This is a genomic window from Pseudomonas sp. ZL2 (assembly GCF_054788455.1).
The window spans coordinates 116,189-132,165 of the sequence record NZ_JBGOGX010000047.1 but is presented as its reverse complement, the minus strand read 5'-3'; the positions used below and the strand labels follow the sequence as shown (position 1 = coordinate 132,165).

Annotated in this window: 17 protein-coding genes; 11 read left to right on the top strand and 6 right to left on the bottom strand. The window is 62.8% G+C overall.

The features are described 5' to 3' along the window. Positions 1 to 13 precede the first annotated feature (13 nt). Entirely contained in the window at positions 14 to 1,447 is a 1,434-nt protein-coding gene (locus ABM562_RS21930; RefSeq protein ID WP_460423320.1) for a coniferyl aldehyde dehydrogenase, read from the bottom strand. 150 nt (positions 1,448 to 1,597) lie between these two features. Here ABM562_RS21930 and ABM562_RS21925 point away from each other — a divergent pair, with 150 nt between their 5' ends. Both ABM562_RS21925 and ABM562_RS21920 read left to right on the top strand, forming a co-directional pair. Beyond that, entirely contained in the window at positions 1,598 to 2,263 is a 666-nt protein-coding gene (locus ABM562_RS21925) for a TetR/AcrR family transcriptional regulator (RefSeq protein ID WP_115089523.1), read from the top strand. A 39-nt stretch (positions 2,264 to 2,302) separates the two neighbouring features. Continuing rightward, entirely contained in the window at positions 2,303 to 3,157 is an 855-nt protein-coding gene (locus ABM562_RS21920) for a sulfurtransferase (protein WP_115089413.1), read from the top strand. Between the two features lie 108 nt (positions 3,158 to 3,265). Here ABM562_RS21920 and ABM562_RS21915 read toward each other — a convergent pair whose 3' ends face one another. From ABM562_RS21915 to ABM562_RS21900, 4 genes are all read right to left on the bottom strand, one after another. Then, a complete protein-coding gene (locus tag ABM562_RS21915; RefSeq protein ID WP_115089412.1) occupies positions 3,266 to 4,267 on the bottom strand; it encodes a hydrolase in 1,002 nt (333 codons plus the stop codon). Between the two features lie 72 nt (positions 4,268 to 4,339). Next, positions 4,340 to 4,933, bottom strand: coding sequence for a 16S rRNA (guanine(966)-N(2))-methyltransferase RsmD (gene rsmD, locus ABM562_RS21910; RefSeq protein WP_460423317.1), 594 nt, complete (start codon positions 4,931 to 4,933; stop codon positions 4,340 to 4,342). Continuing rightward, positions 4,933 to 6,432: a M16 family metallopeptidase gene (locus ABM562_RS21905; protein WP_115089410.1), complete on the bottom strand. Its 1,500-nt coding sequence runs from the start codon at positions 6,430 to 6,432 to the stop codon at positions 4,933 to 4,935. The genes rsmD and ABM562_RS21905 overlap by 1 nt, the downstream gene beginning before the upstream one ends. Beyond that, entirely contained in the window at positions 6,425 to 7,780 is a 1,356-nt protein-coding gene (locus tag ABM562_RS21900; protein WP_115089409.1) for a M16 family metallopeptidase, read from the bottom strand. The genes ABM562_RS21905 and ABM562_RS21900 overlap by 8 nt, the downstream gene beginning before the upstream one ends. A gap of 230 nt (positions 7,781 to 8,010) precedes the next feature. On the opposite strand from ABM562_RS21900, the gene ftsY reads away from it, so the two are divergent. The 5 genes from ftsY (at position 8,011) to ABM562_RS21875 (ending at position 12,783) form a co-directional block, all read left to right on the top strand. Then, positions 8,011 to 9,534 carry a signal recognition particle-docking protein FtsY gene (gene ftsY, locus ABM562_RS21895; RefSeq protein WP_460423315.1) on the top strand — a complete coding sequence of 508 codons (1,524 nt, stop codon included), beginning with the start codon at positions 8,011 to 8,013 and terminating at the stop codon, positions 9,532 to 9,534. Next, positions 9,531 to 10,202 carry a cell division ATP-binding protein FtsE gene (gene ftsE, locus ABM562_RS21890; RefSeq protein WP_065757980.1) on the top strand — a complete coding sequence of 224 codons (672 nt, stop codon included), beginning with the start codon at positions 9,531 to 9,533 and terminating at the stop codon, positions 10,200 to 10,202. Before ftsY ends, ftsE begins: the two co-directional genes overlap by 4 nt. After that, positions 10,199 to 11,227: a permease-like cell division protein FtsX gene (gene ftsX / locus ABM562_RS21885; RefSeq protein ID WP_115089406.1), complete on the top strand. Its 1,029-nt coding sequence runs from the start codon at positions 10,199 to 10,201 to the stop codon at positions 11,225 to 11,227. The genes ftsE and ftsX overlap by 4 nt, the downstream gene beginning before the upstream one ends. Before the next feature lie 112 nt (positions 11,228 to 11,339). Further along, positions 11,340 to 12,194 carry an RNA polymerase sigma factor RpoH gene (rpoH, locus tag ABM562_RS21880; RefSeq protein ID WP_115089405.1) on the top strand — a complete coding sequence of 285 codons (855 nt, stop codon included), beginning with the start codon at positions 11,340 to 11,342 and terminating at the stop codon, positions 12,192 to 12,194. Between the two features lie 79 nt (positions 12,195 to 12,273). Next, the gene (locus ABM562_RS21875) at positions 12,274 to 12,783 is read left to right on the top strand and encodes a DUF1993 domain-containing protein (protein WP_028943901.1); all 510 of its coding nucleotides are present in this window, start codon (positions 12,274 to 12,276) and stop codon (positions 12,781 to 12,783) included. A 61-nt stretch (positions 12,784 to 12,844) separates the two neighbouring features. Here the strand turns inward: ABM562_RS21875 and mtgA are convergent, their stop codons facing one another. Continuing rightward, positions 12,845 to 13,603, bottom strand: coding sequence for a monofunctional biosynthetic peptidoglycan transglycosylase (gene mtgA, locus ABM562_RS21870; protein ID WP_415842484.1), 759 nt, complete (start codon positions 13,601 to 13,603; stop codon positions 12,845 to 12,847). A gap of 34 nt (positions 13,604 to 13,637) precedes the next feature. Between mtgA and ABM562_RS21865 the strand changes: the two genes are divergently transcribed. The 4 genes from ABM562_RS21865 to trmB all read left to right on the top strand — a co-directional run bounded on the left by ABM562_RS21865 (position 13,638) and on the right by trmB (position 15,886). Next, entirely contained in the window at positions 13,638 to 14,009 is a 372-nt protein-coding gene (locus tag ABM562_RS21865) for a DUF423 domain-containing protein (RefSeq protein WP_010222197.1), read from the top strand. 101 nt (positions 14,010 to 14,110) lie between these two features. Next, positions 14,111 to 14,311, top strand: coding sequence for a sulfur carrier protein ThiS (gene thiS / locus ABM562_RS21860; RefSeq protein WP_010222198.1), 201 nt, complete (start codon positions 14,111 to 14,113; stop codon positions 14,309 to 14,311). A 48-nt stretch (positions 14,312 to 14,359) separates the two neighbouring features. Next, a complete protein-coding gene (locus ABM562_RS21855) occupies positions 14,360 to 15,154 on the top strand; it encodes a thiazole synthase (RefSeq protein WP_460423310.1) in 795 nt (264 codons plus the stop codon). 9 nt (positions 15,155 to 15,163) lie between these two features. Beyond that, entirely contained in the window at positions 15,164 to 15,886 is a 723-nt protein-coding gene (gene trmB / locus ABM562_RS21850; RefSeq protein WP_134061197.1) for a tRNA (guanosine(46)-N7)-methyltransferase TrmB, read from the top strand. The last annotated feature ends 91 nt before the right edge of the window (positions 15,887 to 15,977 follow it).

Below are 15,977 nucleotides of genomic sequence, written 5' to 3'. Positions count from 1 at the left end.
CGAAGATGGTTTTTCAGCGAATGAACAGTTTGTACACCAGCTTCAGCAGCGCCTTGCCGTAGGGCGGGTAGATCAGCCGCGCGGCATTCAAGCGCTGCTTGGCGAACACCGCCTTGGCCTTGCTGAAGGTCAGGAAGCCCTCATGACCGTGGTAATGGCCCATGCCCGATGGGCCGATACCGCCGAACGGCAGGTCGTCCTGGGCGACGTGCAGCAGGGTGTCGTTGAGGCACACGCCACCGGAGTGGGTCTGCTCCAGTACCCGTTGCTGTTCGCTGCGTTCGTAGCCGAAGTAGTACAGCGCCAGCGGGCGCGGGCGCTGATTGATGTAGGCCAGCGCCTGGTCGAGGTTGTCGTAGGGCACCAGCGGCAGCAGCGGGCCGAAGATCTCGTCCTGCATCACGCGCATCTCGTCGCTGACCTTCAGCAGCAGGTGCGGCGGCAGACGGCGCCCCTGGCGCGGCTCTTCGGGATACAGATCAATGATCTCGGCGCCCTTGTTACGCGCATCTTCCAGGTAGCTCTCCAGGCGGGCCAGGTGGCGTGGGTTGATGATCGCGCTGTAGTCCCGGTTGTTGGCCAGGGTCGGATAAAAGCGCCGCACCACGTTCTGGTAGGCACTGGCGAAATCGTCCAAGCGCTCGCGTGGCACCAGCACGTAGTCGGGTGCCACGCAGGTCTGGCCGGCATTGAGGGTCTTGCCGAAGGCGATGCGTTCGGCGGCGTCGGCCAGTGGCACGCTGGAAGAGACAATGGCCGGCGATTTGCCGCCCAGCTCCAGGGTTACCGGGGTGAGGTTTTGCGCGGCGGCGAGCATCACCTGGCGGCCGACACTGGTGGCACCGGTAAACAGCAGGTGATCGAACGGCAGGCGCGAGAAGGCCTGGGCAACGTCGGCTTCACCCAGCACCACGCTGACCAGGTCTTCGGGGAATACCTTGTCGAGCAATTGCTGGAGCAGCAGGCCGGTGGCCGGTGTGGCTTCGCTGAGCTTGAGCATCACCCGGTTGCCGGCGGCCAGGGCGCAGGTCAGCGGGCCGATGGCGAGAAACAGCGGGTAGTTCCACGGCACGATGATGCCGACCACGCCCAGCGGCTGGTACTGCACCTCGGCGCTGGCTGGCTGGAAGGCCAGGCCGACCTTGCGTTTCGAGGCTTTCATCCACTGCTTGAGATGTTTTTCAGCATGGCGCAGGCCCTGGATGCTCGGCATCAGTTCGGCCAGCAGTGTTTCGTCGGCGCTACGCCCGGAAAAGTCCTCGTTGATCGCTGCGATCAGGGTGTCCTGCTGGCCGAGAAGCGCAGTGCGCAAGCTCTTGAGCCATTGCAGGCGTTGTGCAGCCGTGGGCCGGGGGTTATCGGCAAAGGCCTGGCGCTGCTTGGCAAACAGCGCGTCGAGGGCGTCGAATTCAGTGAGCGGCAGGGAGCGGGTAGCGTCGGCGAGCATGCGAAACTCCACGGCAAGGCAGGTTTTCTAGAGCATATACTCTAATATGTGTGCTGTGCGACTGTTTTTCACAGCGTCTGCAGGTACATACCGGTGTGGATACACCGTAAGATGGACCTATTCATTCAAGCTCAACGCCTGGAATTGATCATGGCCCCGCGTATCAAGACCCGCGAGCGCATCGTGCAGAACAGCCTGGAGCTGTTCAACCAGCAGGGCGAGCGTAGTGTCAGCACCAACCACATTGCCGCGCACATGGAGATTTCGCCCGGCAACCTGTACTACCACTTCGCCAACAAGCAGGAAATCATCGCTGTGCTCTTCACTCAGTATGAAGAGCTGGTGGAAAGCTTCCTGCGCCCGCCGCAAGGGCGTCTGGCCACGGTGGAAGACAAGCGCTTCTACCTCAAGGCGCTGCTGGCGGCGATGTGGAACTACCGTTTTTTGCACCGCGACCTGGAGCACCTGCTCGACAGCGACAAGGAGCTGGCCGCCCGATACCGGCGTTTTTCCCAGCGCTGCCTGCTGCAGGGCCAGGCGATCTACCGCGGCTTTGTCGAGGCCGGCATCGTCGAGATGGATACCGTGCAGATCGAGTCGCTGACCCTCAATGCCTGGATCATCCTCACTTCCTGGGTGCGCTTTCTCTGCACCACTCGCGAAAATTCCGCGCACCTGAGTGAAGAAGCCTTCAAGCGCGGTGTCTATCAGGTACTGGTGCTGGAGCTCGGCTTCGTCACCGCCAAGGCGCGCCCCGCGGTGGATGCCTTGTGCCAGGAATTCTACGTTTCGCTTAACCAGGCGCTGGAGCAATAACGCCCGGGCCTTATCCGTTCAATCGTTCAGGAGACTGTCATGCCCCTCGCGCAACTGATCACCGCCCAGCAATTGGCCGAACGCCTGGAGGCGCCGGCGCTGGTGATTCTCGATTGCCGTTTTGCCCTGGAAGACATCGATTATGGTCAGCGCAGTTACGCCGAGGGGCATATCGCCGGAGCGTATTTTGCCGACCTGGAACGCGACCTCAGCGGGCCAATCATTAAGGGCGTGACCGGGCGTCATCCGTTGCCGGAGCCAGAGCAACTGGTCGAGCGGCTGCGGGCCTGGGGCATCGACAATGACAGTGCGATCGTTCTTTACGATGACGGCCCGGGCGCCTTCGCAGCCCGGGCCTGGTGGCTGCTGGCCTGGCTAGGCAAGCGCAGCGGCGTATCGATCCTGGATGGCGGCCTCAAAGCCTGGCACGCGGCCGGGCTGCCGTTGAGCCTCGACCCGCCAGCCAAACGTGAAGGCACCTTCAGCGGTGAGCCGGACGACAGCCTGGTGCTGGATGCCGCGCAGCTGGGCGAGCGCCTGGGCAAGCCCGAGCTGACCCTGATCGATGCCCGTGGCTTGCCGCGTTTTCGTGGCGAGGTCGAACCCATCGACCCGGTCGCCGGGCACATCCCAGGCGCGCAGTGCGCGGCATTTACCGACAACCTGGGGGCGGATGGACGGTTTTTGCCGGCCGAGCAGCTCAAGCAGCGTTTTGCCGAGAAACTGGGCAAGCGTTCGCCAGAGCAGTTGGTGGCTTACTGTGGCTCCGGCGTGACGGCTTGCCACAACCTGTTTGCCCTGGCGCTGGCGGGGTATCCGCTGGGCAAGTTGTATGCGGGCTCGTGGAGTGAGTGGATTACCGATCCCAAGCGGGCGGTGGCCACCGGCGACTGAGTAAGCCCTTGTTGGGCTGCAATGCAGCCTTTCGCCGGCAAGGCCGGCTCCCACAGAACTGTGCAACACCACAAATCCTGTGGGAGCCGGCTTTGCCGGCGAAGCTTTTCAGTCAGCTCGATTTATCGCCAGCCACTGCGGAATCCGCCGTTCCAGGTAGTACCCCGGGTTGCGCACACTGCCATCGACAAACCCCACATGCCCGCCACGTGTGTGCAGCTCGAAGGTGGTCTGCGCCGCCAGCTCATTGGCCCCTGGCAGGCTGTGGGCAAACACGAACGGGTCATCGCTGGAGTGGATGATCAGCGTTGGCGTACGGTTCTCGCCCAAAAAGTACCGGCTCGATGCGCGCCGGTAATAGTCCTTGGCGTCAGCAAAGCCATTGAGCGGCGCGGTCACCCGACCATCGAAATCCCAGAATGTACGCAGGTTTTCCAGCGATCCCAGGCGCTCCAATACAGCCAGCCCTTCATGGTGCCCGTGATGCTGGAAGTGGCGCTGCTTGTCTTTCACATAAGCGAGCATGGCGCGCATGAAGTGCGCCTGGTACACCCGGGAAAAGCCCAGGCCGATGCGGTCGGCACACTGGTCCAGACGAAATGGCACCGATACCGCTACCGCCGCCTGCAACTGGCTGGTCGAACCGGCTTCACCCAGGTGCTTGAGCAGCACGTTGCCACCCAGCGAGTAGCCCACCGCATACAGCGGCGCTTGAGGCCGTTGCGCACGCAGATGGTTGATAGTTTCAGCCAGGTCTTCGCTGGCGCCGGAATGGTAGCTGCGTGGCAGCAGGTTGGGCTCGCCCGAGCAGCCGCGCCAGTTCAACGCCACGCTGGCCCAGCCACGGTCGGCCAGGGCCTGTTGCATGCCAATCACGTAAGGTGAGCTGGAGGAGCCGGTGAGCCCGTGCAGCACCAGCACCACTGGCGTTGTCGCTTCATGGGGGCCGTGCCAGTCGAGGTCGAGAAAATCGCCATCAGCGAGCCACAAACGTTCGCGCTGGCGGCTCAGGGCCGCTGATTTACGCCACAACGGTCCCCATAGCGTCTGCATATGCGGATTGCCCAGCCCCAGGGCGGGTTTGAAGGGGCTGGACGGGGCAGATGACATCGGAGGTATCTCGGCAGAAAAGCGCAACGGTTGTCTTGAAGTGTAACGCCCGTTGCGCCTTCCTGCTGTGAATCAGCTGCGTTGCCAGAGTGCGTAATACACCTGGCCGGCTTTCTTCTCTCGGTGCAGGCGCCAGTTGCCGGGCAGCTGCAGGGTCGATGGCGGGGTTTCGCTCTCGGTGTAGATCCAGGCGTTCTCGGCCAGCCACTGACGCTCTTCAAGCAGGGCGCAGGTGGTGGGCAGCAAGCCCTGGTTGAACGGCGGATCGAGGAACACCAGGTCGAAGGCCAGCTTCGGCTCGCCCTGCAGGTAGCGCTGGGCGTCGGTCTGGATCACCTGGCCGCGTGGGCAACGCAGGGTTTCCAGGTTCTGCCGCAAGCTGGCGATGGCCGCCGGGTTGCTGTCCAGGGCCACGGACTCGCCCGCGCCACGGGACAGCGCTTCGAGGTACAGCGCGCCGCTACCGGTGTAGGCGTCGAGCACTTTTGCCCCTTCGATGTGCGGGGCGAGCCAGTTGAACAGGGTCTCGCGGACCCGGTCCGGGGTCGGCCGCAGGCCCGGCGCGTCAGGGAAGCCGAGGCGCCGGCTGCGCCATTCGCCGGCAATGATGCGCAGCTGGCCCTGGCCGTGGTGCGGCTTGGCCGATTTTGCGGATGGACTGGCCATTAATGCTCCGGTACGCCAAGCGGTTGCTCGGCGGGTTTGTCAGTGGGCGGCGGCAGTGGTTTTTGCGGCACGCTTGGCCCGGCGGTGACGATGACCATCTTGTCAGCGGCCAGGTGTTTGTTCAGCGCGGTCTTGACCTGTTCGGTGGTCAGCGCCTGGGATTGCTGCATGTAGTCTTCCAGCCAGGTCAGCGGCAGGTGGTAGAAGCCGATGGCGCCCAACTGGCCGACGATACTGGCGTTGCTGGCATTGGACAGCGGGAAGCTGCCGGCCAGTTCGCGCTTGGCATCGTCCAGCTCTTGCTGGGTCGGGCCGCTCTTGAGGTAGTCGGCGAGGATGTCCTGAACCAGCTTGAGGGTGCCCTCGCTGAGCTCGGCACGGGTCTGCAGGTTGATCATGAATGGGCCCCGCACCTGCATCGGGCTGAACACCGAGTACACGCCGTAGGTCAGGCCGCGCTTCTCGCGCACTTCGCTCATCAGGCGGGTGCCAAAGGTGCCGCCGCCGAGGATCTGGTTGCCGAGCGAAAGCGCAGCGTAGTCCGGATCGTTACGGTCGATGCCCAGTTGAGCGAGCATCAGGTGGGTCTGCTTGGACGGGAAATCGAGGTGCGTGGTGCCAGCTTTGGGCTCGCTAGGCTGTTCAACCTTGGCCAGTGCCGGGCCTTTTGGCAGGGCAGAGGAAACTTGCGCGGCAATGGCTTCGGCTTCGCTGCGGCTCAAATCACCGACCAGGGCGATGACTGTGTTGCCGGCGGCATAGGCCTTGGCGTGGAAGGCGCGCAGTTGCTCCAGGGTAATCGGCGGGATGCTCTTGGCTGTGCCGTCACTCGGGTGGGCATAAGGGTGGGTGCCGTACAGGCGCTCGAACAGCTCGATACCGGCCAGTTTGCCAGGGTTCTGCTTCTGGTACTCGAAGCCGGCCTGCATCTGGTTCTTGATGCGTGCCAGGGCGTCCTGCGGGAAGGTTGGTTTGCCGACCACTTCAGCGAACAGCTTCAGCGCCGGCTCGCGCTTGTCGGCGGCGCTCAGGCTGCGCAGCGAAGCCACGGCCATGTCGCGGTAGGCGCCATTGCCAAAGTCGGCGCCCAGGCCTTCGAAGCCTTCGGCGATGGCGGTGACGCTCTTGCCGGCTACGCCTTCGTTAAGCATGGCGTTGGTCAGGGTCGCCAGGCCCGGGGCATCGCCGTCCTGGCTGCTGCCGGCGGCGAAGGTCAGGCGCAGGTCGAACATTGGCAGCTCGCGGGCTTCGACGAACAGCACGCGGGCGCCTTCGGCGGTATTCCAGGTCTGGATGTTCAACTGTCGGCGGCTTGGCGCCTTGCCGTCCAGCTCAGCCAGCGATTGCAAGGTGTTGGCCGCCTTGGCGGCGGTGCTGGTGGCCGGTTGCGCGGCGTTATCCGACTGCGCCGGCTTGGCCAGGAAGAAAGCCAGCAAGCCCAGCAGCAACAGCAGGCCCAGGCCGATCAGGGTGTAGCGGGGTGCGCTGCGTTCACTCATGAGCGTTCTCCTCGGGCAGTACATGGGCAACGCTCAGGCGTTCACGGGTGAAGTAGGTGCGGGCGGCGCTCTGGATGTCTGCCGGGGTCACGCTTTTCAGCTCGTCCAGCTCGCTGTCGATCAGCTTCCACGACAGGCCGACGGTTTCCAACTGGCCAATGGCGGTGGCCTGGCTGCTGATGGAGTCACGGTCGTAGACCAGCCCGGCGATGACCTGGGCACGTACGCGCTCAAGCTCTTCAGCCGAAGGCGGGGTGGTCTTGAGCTCGTCGAGCAGCTTCCAGATACCGGCTTCGACGTCGGCCAGGGTTTTGTGTTTCTGCAGGTTCGGCGTGGCCGAGATCAGGAACAGGCTGTCGCCGCGGGTAAATGCGTTGTAGCTGGAGGAAGCGCCGGAGACCAGCTCCTGGCCACGCTCCAGGCGGCTCGGCAGGCGTGCGCTGTAACCGCCGTCGAGCAGTGCCGAGATCAGCCGCAGGGCGTGCACGGTGCGGGGGTCCTTGGCAGTGGCGAGGCCGGGGGCGTTGAAGCCGTAGATCAGGCTCGGCAGCTGGGTTTGTACATGCAGGGTGGTTTCCCGCAGGCCAGGCTCGGCCAGCTCCAGCGGCAGCTTGGCCGGTGGCACCGCGCGTTTCGGGATGGCGCCGAAGAAGCGCTGGGCCAGGCCCTTGACCTCCTCGACAGTGACATCGCCGACCACCACCAGGGTGGCGTTGTTCGGCACGTACCAGGATTCGTACCAGTGACGCAGCTCCTCGACCTTCATACGGTCAAGGTCAGCCATCCAGCCTATGGTCGGGGTGCGGTAGCTGCTGGCCGGGAAGGCCATGGCGCTGAACAGCTCGAAGGCCTTGGCATTGGGCTGGTCGTCGGTGCGCAGGCGGCGTTCTTCCTTGATGACCTCGATTTCGCGGCTGAACTCGTCGGCCGGCAGACGCAGGCTGGCCATGCGGTCGGCTTCGAGCTCAAGCGCTACCGGCAGGCGGTCGCGGGCCAGCACCTGGTAATAGGCGGTGTAATCGTCGCTGGTAAAGGCGTTCTCTTCGGCGCCCAGGTCGCGCAGGATGCGCGAGGCTTCGCCGGGGCCGAGCTTCTCGCTGCCCTTGAACATCATGTGTTCCAGGGCATGGGAAAGGCCGGTCTGGCCGGGGGATTCATAGGTCGATCCGACCTTGTACCAGATTTGCGAGACCACCACCGGCGCCCGGTGGTCCTCGCGCACGACCACTTTCAGGCCGTTGTCGAGAATGAACTCGTGAGTGGGTTGCGTATCGGCGGCGAAGGCCGCGAACGGCAGACAAACTGTGCTGAGCAACAGGCCAGCGGCGCGGCGGGCTAGAGCATTCATACGTTGTTTAACCTGTAGGACTGCCCGCGTGGTCTTAGCGTCAGCGGGCTTGGAGGTGCTAGGATACTGATCCGGTTGCCTGAGGACCATGCCTGTCGTGGATCCAGCCCGTAGGCTTGATGACAAAATGCTGCGCAAGAACGAGCCGGATTAAAAGTAGACTGTTCTGCGTTAAAAGAATTTACGAGGCGCCGCAGTGGCGCATCGCTACCCTGAGATAGCCGTCTTCCATGTTTGGTTCCAACGACGACAAAAAGACGCCGGCCGCGGCTGGTGAAAAGAAAGGCCTGTTCGGCTGGTTGCGCAAAAAGCCCCAGCAACCCGTAGCTGAACAGCCGCAAGCCCCTGCACCGATTGAAGCGGAGCAACCTGCTGCGTTGCCTGCCGAGGTTGCGGCTGCCGTTGCACCGGTCGAGGCTGCACCTGCACCTGCACCTGCACCTGCACCTGCACCTGCACCTGTTGCTGTGCCAGAAGCCGTGCATGTCGCTCCAGTTGCCGTGCCGGTCGAAGTTCAGCCCGCGCCTTCCGTCGGCCTTGTCCTGCCTGTGCCTGAAGAGCCGGTGGCCCTGGTTGCCGACCTTGAGTCGCATACCCCGCCGCCGATTCCCGAGCGTGCGCATCCCGCTCCCATGCCGGTCATCGAGCCTGAGCCTGAGCCGGTTGTAGTTGCGCCTGAGCCCGTCGTCATTGCACCTGAGCCTGTTGTCGTGCCTGCGCCAGTCGTCGCACCGGAGCCCGAGCCTGTACCCGTGGCCGCTGCCGTGGAAGTGGCTGCCCCGGTTGCCGAACCAGCCGCTCCAGTGCGTAGCGAAGAGAGCAAAAGTGGCTTTTTCTCCCGCCTCAAGCAGGGCCTGTCGAAGACCAGCGCCAGCATCGGCGAGGGCATGGCCAGCCTGTTCCTCGGCAAGAAAGCCATCGATGACGACCTGCTGGATGAAATCGAAACCCGCCTGCTGACCGCCGACGTCGGCGTCGAAGCCACTTCGGTGATCGTCCAGAGCCTGACCCAGAAGGTCGCGCGCAAGCAGCTGGCCGACAGCGATGCGCTGTACAAGTCGCTGCAAGGCGAGCTGGCCGACCTGCTCAAGCCGGTCGAGCAGCCGCTGCGCATTCATAACCAGAGCAAGCCGTTCGTGATCCTTGTGGTCGGCGTCAACGGCGCCGGCAAGACCACCACCATCGGCAAGCTGGCGAAGAAGCTGCAGCTCGAAGGCAAGAAGGTCATGCTCGCCGCCGGTGACACCTTCCGCGCTGCTGCGGTCGAGCAACTGCAGGTCTGGGGCGAGCGCAACCAGATCCCGGTCATCGCCCAGCACACCGGCGCCGATTCGGCTTCGGTGATCTTCGATGCCGTGCAGGCCGCCAAGGCCCGTAATATCGATGTATTGATCGCCGACACCGCCGGTCGCCTGCACACCAAAGACAACCTGATGGAAGAGCTGAAGAAGGTCCGTCGGGTGATCGGCAAACTCGATGCCGACGCACCCCACGAGGTGCTGCTGGTGCTCGACGCCGGTACCGGCCAGAACGCCATCAACCAGGCCAAGCACTTTAACCAGAGCGTCGAACTGACCGGCCTGGCCCTGACCAAGCTCGACGGCACCGCCAAGGGTGGGGTGATCTTTGCCCTGGCCAAGCAGTTCGGCCTGCCGATCCGCTATATTGGCGTGGGCGAAGGGATTGACGATTTGCGCACCTTCGAAGCCGAACCCTTCGTGAAAGCACTGTTTGCCGAGCGGGAGCATCCATGATTCGATTCGAACAGGTCGCCAAGCGCTACCCCAATGGTCACGTTGGCCTGCATGAGTTGAGTTTTCGGGTGCGTCGGGGCGAATTCCTGTTCGTTACCGGCCATTCCGGCGCCGGCAAAAGTACCTTGCTGCGCCTGTTGCTGGCCATGGAACGTCCCACCAGCGGCAAGCTGCTGCTGGCCGGGCAGGACCTGGGGCAGATCAGCAACGCGCAGATCCCGTTCCTGCGCCGGCAGATCGGCGTGGTGTTCCAGAACCACCAGCTGCTGTTCGACCGTACCGTATTCAACAACGTCGCCCTACCGCTGCAGATCCTCGGCCTGTCCAAGGTCGAAGTGGCCAAGCGGGTCGACTCGGCGCTGGAACGCGTGGCCCTGTCAGACAAAGCCGAGCTGTACCCCGGCGACCTGTCCACCGGCCAGCAACAGCGCGTCGGCATTGCCCGCGCTATTGTCCACCGCCCGGCCTTGCTGCTGGCGGACGAACCTACCGGTAACCTCGACCCGCGCCTGGCTGCGGAGATCATGGGTGTATTCGAAGATATCAACCGCCTGGGTACCAGCGTGCTGATCGCCAGTCACGACCTGGCGCTGATCGCGCGCATGCGCCATCGCATGCTGACCCTGCAGCGCGGCCGCTTGATCGGCGACGGGGAGGCCGGGCAATGAGTGCGACACGTAGTCCCAAGGTTTCCGAGCGGGTAGCACCCAAGGCGGCGGACGCTGCACCGGAAAAAAACAAACGTGGCGGTCACGATGATGACGGCCCGGATTTTCGTACCCTGCTGCATGCCTGGCTGGAAAGCCACCGTTCGAGCCTGCTCGACAGCCTGCGGCGCCTGGGCAAGCAGCCGATCGGCAGCTTCTTTACCTGCCTGGTGATGGCGGTGGCCCTGAGCCTGCCCATGGGCCTGTCGTTGCTCCTGAGCAACGTCGAACGCCTGGGTGGCTCCTGGCAGCGCGCGGCACAGATTTCCCTGTACCTGAAGCTCGATGCCAGCAGCCACGAAGGCGAAGCCCTGCGTGAGCAGATCAAGGGTTTGCCCGGGGTTGCCGAGGCTGAGTATGTCAGCCGCGAGCAGGCCCTCAATGAGTTCCAGCAGCAGTCCGGCCTGGGCGAAGCCCTGCGTGAATTGCCGGAGAACCCGCTGCCTGGCGTGGTGGTGGTAACCCCGGCGGAAGTCGACAAGCCGGCGCTGGAAGCCCTGCGTCAGCGCCTGGCGGAGCTGCCCAAGGTCGAAGCGGCGCAGCTCGACCTGGTTTGGGTCGAGCGGCTGGCGGCGATTCTCAAGCTGGGTGACCGCTTTGTCTTCGGCCTGACGGTTTTGCTGGTATCGGCACTGCTTTTGGTAATTGGTAACACAATTCGCCTGCACATCGAGAACCGCCGTACCGAGATCGAGGTAATCAAGCTGGTCGGTGGTACCGACAGCTATGTGCGCCGGCCTTTCCTGTACATGGGCGCCTTGTATGGCCTGGGTGCCGGGGTGTTGGCCTGGGGCGTGCTGGCGTTTGGCCTGAACTGGCTGAACGACGCGGTTATCGGGCTCTCCGGACTGTACGGCAGTGATTTTGCCCTGGCCGGGGTTCCGTCAGCCGATGGTCTATCCCTCTTGCTTGGAGCGGTATTGTTAGGGTATATCGGTGCTTGGATTGCGGTCGCCCGCCACTTGAGCGAGCTTGCACCGCGATAGTGTCTTTTTGCTGGTATTGACTCTTTTCATTTTTAGGGAACTTGTTTCGCGGTTCCCGGTCAATGTTGGCAGTGCCTATGGCACGAGTTTAGTGAGTCGGAGGTTTTTTCGTATGACCACTTCGTTGCAACCTGCCTATGCCCTGGTTCCCGGCGCAAACCTGGAAGCCTATGTGCACACGGTCAACAGCATTCCATTGCTGACGCCCGAGCGGGAGCGTGAACTGGCCGAGAGTCTCTACTATGAGCAGGATCTTGGGGCGGCTCGGCAGATGGTGCTCGCCCACCTGCGTTTTGTTGTACACATTGCTCGCAGCTATTCCGGCTACGGGCTGGCCCAGGCCGACCTGATCCAGGAAGGTAACGTTGGCCTGATGAAAGCGGTCAAGCGTTTCAACCCGGAAATGGGTGTGCGTCTGGTGTCCTTTGCGGTGCACTGGATCAAGGCCGAGATTCACGAGTTCATCCTGCGTAACTGGCGCATCGTCAAGGTCGCTACCACCAAGGCTCAGCGCAAGCTGTTCTTCAACCTGCGCAGCCAGAAAAAACGCCTGGCCTGGCTGAACAACGATGAAGTCCATCGTGTCGCCGAAAGCCTGGGTGTCGAGCCGCGTGAAGTGCGTGAGATGGAGAGCCGCCTGACCGGTCAGGACATGGCCTTCGACCCGGCCAGTGAAGCCGACGACGACAGTGCATTCCAGTCGCCGGCCAACTACCTGGAAGACCACCGTTACGACCCGGCGCGTCAACTGGAGGATGCCGACTGGAGTGACAACTCCACCAGCAACCTGCACGAAGCCCTGCAGGGCCTGGATGATCGCAGCCGTGACATCCTCTACCAGCGCTGGCTGGCCGAGGAAAAGGCCACCTTGCATGACCTGGCCGAGAAATACAGCGTGTCTGCCGAGCGGATTCGCCAGCTGGAAAAGAATGCGATGAACAAGGTCAAAGCCTTGATCGCAGTCTGATTCGCGATACGGCAATAACCAAAAAGCCCCGACGTGTCGGGGCTTTTTCATGATTCTCCGCCACCCTGTCGAGACTGTTATGACCATTTCCTTGTACGCCGCTTCTGTTCCTGTTTTCAAGCAAATGCTCAACGCCTTGAGTGATGTTCTGAACAAGGCCGAAGCTCACGCCACGGCGAAAAACATTGATCCGAGCGTCTTCCTCCAGGCTCGCCTGTATCCGGATATGTTTCCACTGGTTCGCCAGGTGCAGATCGCTGTTGATTTCGCCAAGGGTGTATCGGCGCGCCTGGCTGAGGTCGAGTTGCCGAAATACGATGACAGCGAAACCACCTTTGCTGAACTGCAAGCGCTGATCAGTAAGGTTCTGGCTTTCCTGGATGGCGTTGCGCCGGCGCAGATCGACGGCAAGGAAGGCATCGAAATCGTGACCCGTCCGGGCACGCCGAAAGAGAAGCGCTTCAGTGGCCAGGCTTATTTGCTGACCTACGGCCTGCCACAGTTCTTCTTCCACGTCACCACCACTTACGCAATCCTGCGTCACAACGGTGTCGAAGTGGGCAAACGTGACTATATGGGCGCGTTCTAAGGCGGTTACCCAGTAATCAGCCAATAAAAAACCCGGCAAAGTGTGCGCTTTGCCGGGTTTTTTATTGGCTCCAGGGCGCCCGGCGCGGGCTGTCCAGCTGCGCCAGATAACCACTACCGCCCAGCTGGCGCATCTGCTGGCGAATCCAGCCGGCACGTCGCGCCACATAAGTGCTTGGCCGGCTGGCACTCCAGTTCAACGGGCTGGGCAGCACCGCAGCCAGCAGGCTGGCCTGTTGGCGCGATAGTTGACGGGCATCAACGCCAAAGTGGTGCCGCGCTGCGGCCTGCGCGCCAAACACGCCTTCACCCCATTCAGCGCTGTTGAGATAGACCTCAAGAATCCGCTCTTTCGACCACAGCAGCTCGATCAACGCGGTGAACCAGGCTTCCAGGCCCTTGCGCAGCCAGCTACGGCCAGCCCAGAGGAACTGGTTCTTGGCCACTTGCTGGCTCAGGGTGCTGGCGCCGCGGATACTGCCACCGCGTTCGTTATGGGCCAGCGCCGCCTGGATGGCATTGAAGTCAAAGCCCCAGTGGTAGGCGAACTTCTGGTCTTCGCCGGCGATCACCGCCAGCTTGAGCTCATCGGAGATCTGCTCCCACGGCTCCCAGTCCCGTTGCAGGTCGATCGGCTGGCCGTTGAACCAGGACTCGACCTTGCGCTCGACCATCAGCGCGGTACCTGGCGGCGGCACCCAGCGAAACACCAGCACCAGCAGGGCGCTGCCAGCGGCGAACCACAACAGGGCACGGGTGAGACGGCGGAAAATGGAAGACAGCATAGGTGATGGCTTGGCCGAACCGATGGAGCGGGCCATTATACAGACCCTGTGATGACTAGGAGTCTTCCCAATGCTTCGTAGCTTTCTGCTGCTCTCGGCATTTTTCGGATTCACCGGCGTGGCCCTGGGGGCCTTTGCCGCCCATGGCCTCAAGGGCCGGTTGAGCAGCGAATACCTGGCGATCTTCCATACCGGCGTGACCTACCAGCTGGTGCATGCCCTGGCCCTGCTCGCGGTGGCCGTGCTCTCGGTGCACCTGCCCGGGCGCCTGGTCGGTTGGGCCGGTGGTCTGTTCGCCCTGGGGATCCTGCTGTTTTCCGGTAGCCTGTATGTGCTGACGCTGAGCGGCATCGGCAAGCTTGGCATCATCACCCCCTTTGGCGGTCTGGCGTTTCTCGGCGGATGGCTGTGCCTGGGCCTTGCAGCCTGGCGCCTGAGCTGACCCGCGAGTCCGGATCGAGACGAATGGCGCGGCCCGGCCTTGGGTTTGCGCCCTGATCAGGGCTAGAATGCGGGCCCCTAAAAATAATGGCGGCCGTGCGCATGCGCATTCAACTGAACGGTGAACCTTTCGAATTGCCCGATGGCGAAAGCGTCGCGGCCCTGCTCAACCGGCTTGACCTGGCGGGTCGCCGGGTGGCGGTCGAACTCAATCTGGACATCGTGCCGCGCAGCCAGCACGACAGCACCGCGCTGAACGAAGGCGACCAGGTTGAAGTGGTACACGCTATTGGCGGTGGCTAGGCCTTCGCGATTTACCTGCAAGTCCCTCAACCTTCAAGAGGATTACCGATGAGCAACGTTCGTAGCGACAAGCCCTTCACCCTGGCCGGTCGTACCTTCCAGTCGCGCCTGCTGGTCGGCACCGGCAAGTACCGTGACCTGGAAGAAACCCGCCTGGCCATCGAGGCCTCCGGTGCCGAGATCGTCACCGTGGCCGTGCGCCGGACCAACATCGGTCAGAACCCGGGCGAACCGAACCTGCTCGACGTGCTGCCACCCGATCGCTACACCATCCTGCCGAACACTGCGGGTTGCTATGACGCGGTCGAAGCCGTGCGCACCTGCCGCCTGGCCCGTGAACTGCTCGATGGCCACAACCTGGTCAAGCTCGAAGTGCTGGCCGACCAGAAGACCCTGTTCCCTAATGTGATCGAGACCCTCAAGGCCGCCGAAGTGCTGGTCAAGGACGGTTTCGATGTGATGGTCTACACCAGTGACGATCCGATCATTGCCCGTCAGCTGGCCGAAATCGGCTGTATCGCAGTGATGCCGCTGGCCGGTCTGATCGGTACGGGCCTGGGGATCTGCAACCCGTACAACCTGCAGATCATCCTCGAAGAATCGAAAGTACCTGTGCTGGTCGACGCTGGAGTCGGTACCGCATCGGACGCCACCATCGCCATGGAAATGGGTTGTGAGGCGGTGCTGATGAACTCGGCGATTGCTCACGCACAACAGCCGGTCATGATGGCCGAAGCCATGAAACACGCCATTGTCGCTGGCCGTCTGGCCTACCTGGCCGGGCGTATGCCGAAAAAACTCTATGCCAGCGCCTCGTCGCCGCTGGATGGTCTGATCAAGTAAGAGCCCCTGATGACTGAATCGCAAGAAACGCCGATCACCACCGAAGGCGAAGAGCGCCAACACCGCCGCATCAAGAGTTTCGTGATGCGTGCCGGGCGCATGACCGAAGGCCAGCAGCGTGGCCTGGACCAGGGTGGGCCGTTGTTCATCCTGCCCCTGGCCGAGAGCCCGGTGGACTACGACCAGGTCTTTGGCCGCTCGGCGCCGCGGACCCTGGAGATCGGTTTCGGCATGGGCCATTCCCTGCTGGAAATGGCTGCTGCCGCACCGGAGCAGGACTTCATCGGTGTCGAAGTGCACCGTCCGGGTGTCGGCGCGCTGCTCAACGGCGTGCTGACCCAGGGCCTGAAGAACCTGCGGGTGTATGACTGCGACGCCATTGAAGTGCTGAACAAGTGCGTGGCTGACAACAGCCTCGACCGGCTGATGCTGTTCTTCCCCGACCCATGGCACAAGAGCCGTCACCACAAGCGCCGCATCGTTCAGCCGGAATTCGCCGCGCTGGTGCGCAGCAAGCTCAAGGTGGGCGGCGTGTTCCATATGGCGACCGACTGGGAGCCCTATGCCGAATACATGCTGGAAGTGATGAACGTGGCCCCGGGTTATCGCAACCTGGCCGAAGACGGCAAGTGCGTAGAGCGCCCGGCCGAACGCCCGATCACCAAGTTCGAACGCCGCGGCGAGCGGCTTGGGCATGGGGTGTGGGATCTGAAGTTCGAGAAGCTGGCGTAAACCTTGCGGTCGATCGCCGGCAAGGCCGGCTCCCACAGGTGCTGTGATTGCCTGCAGTGTTAAATTGTCAGGAGATCTGTGTGGGAGCCGG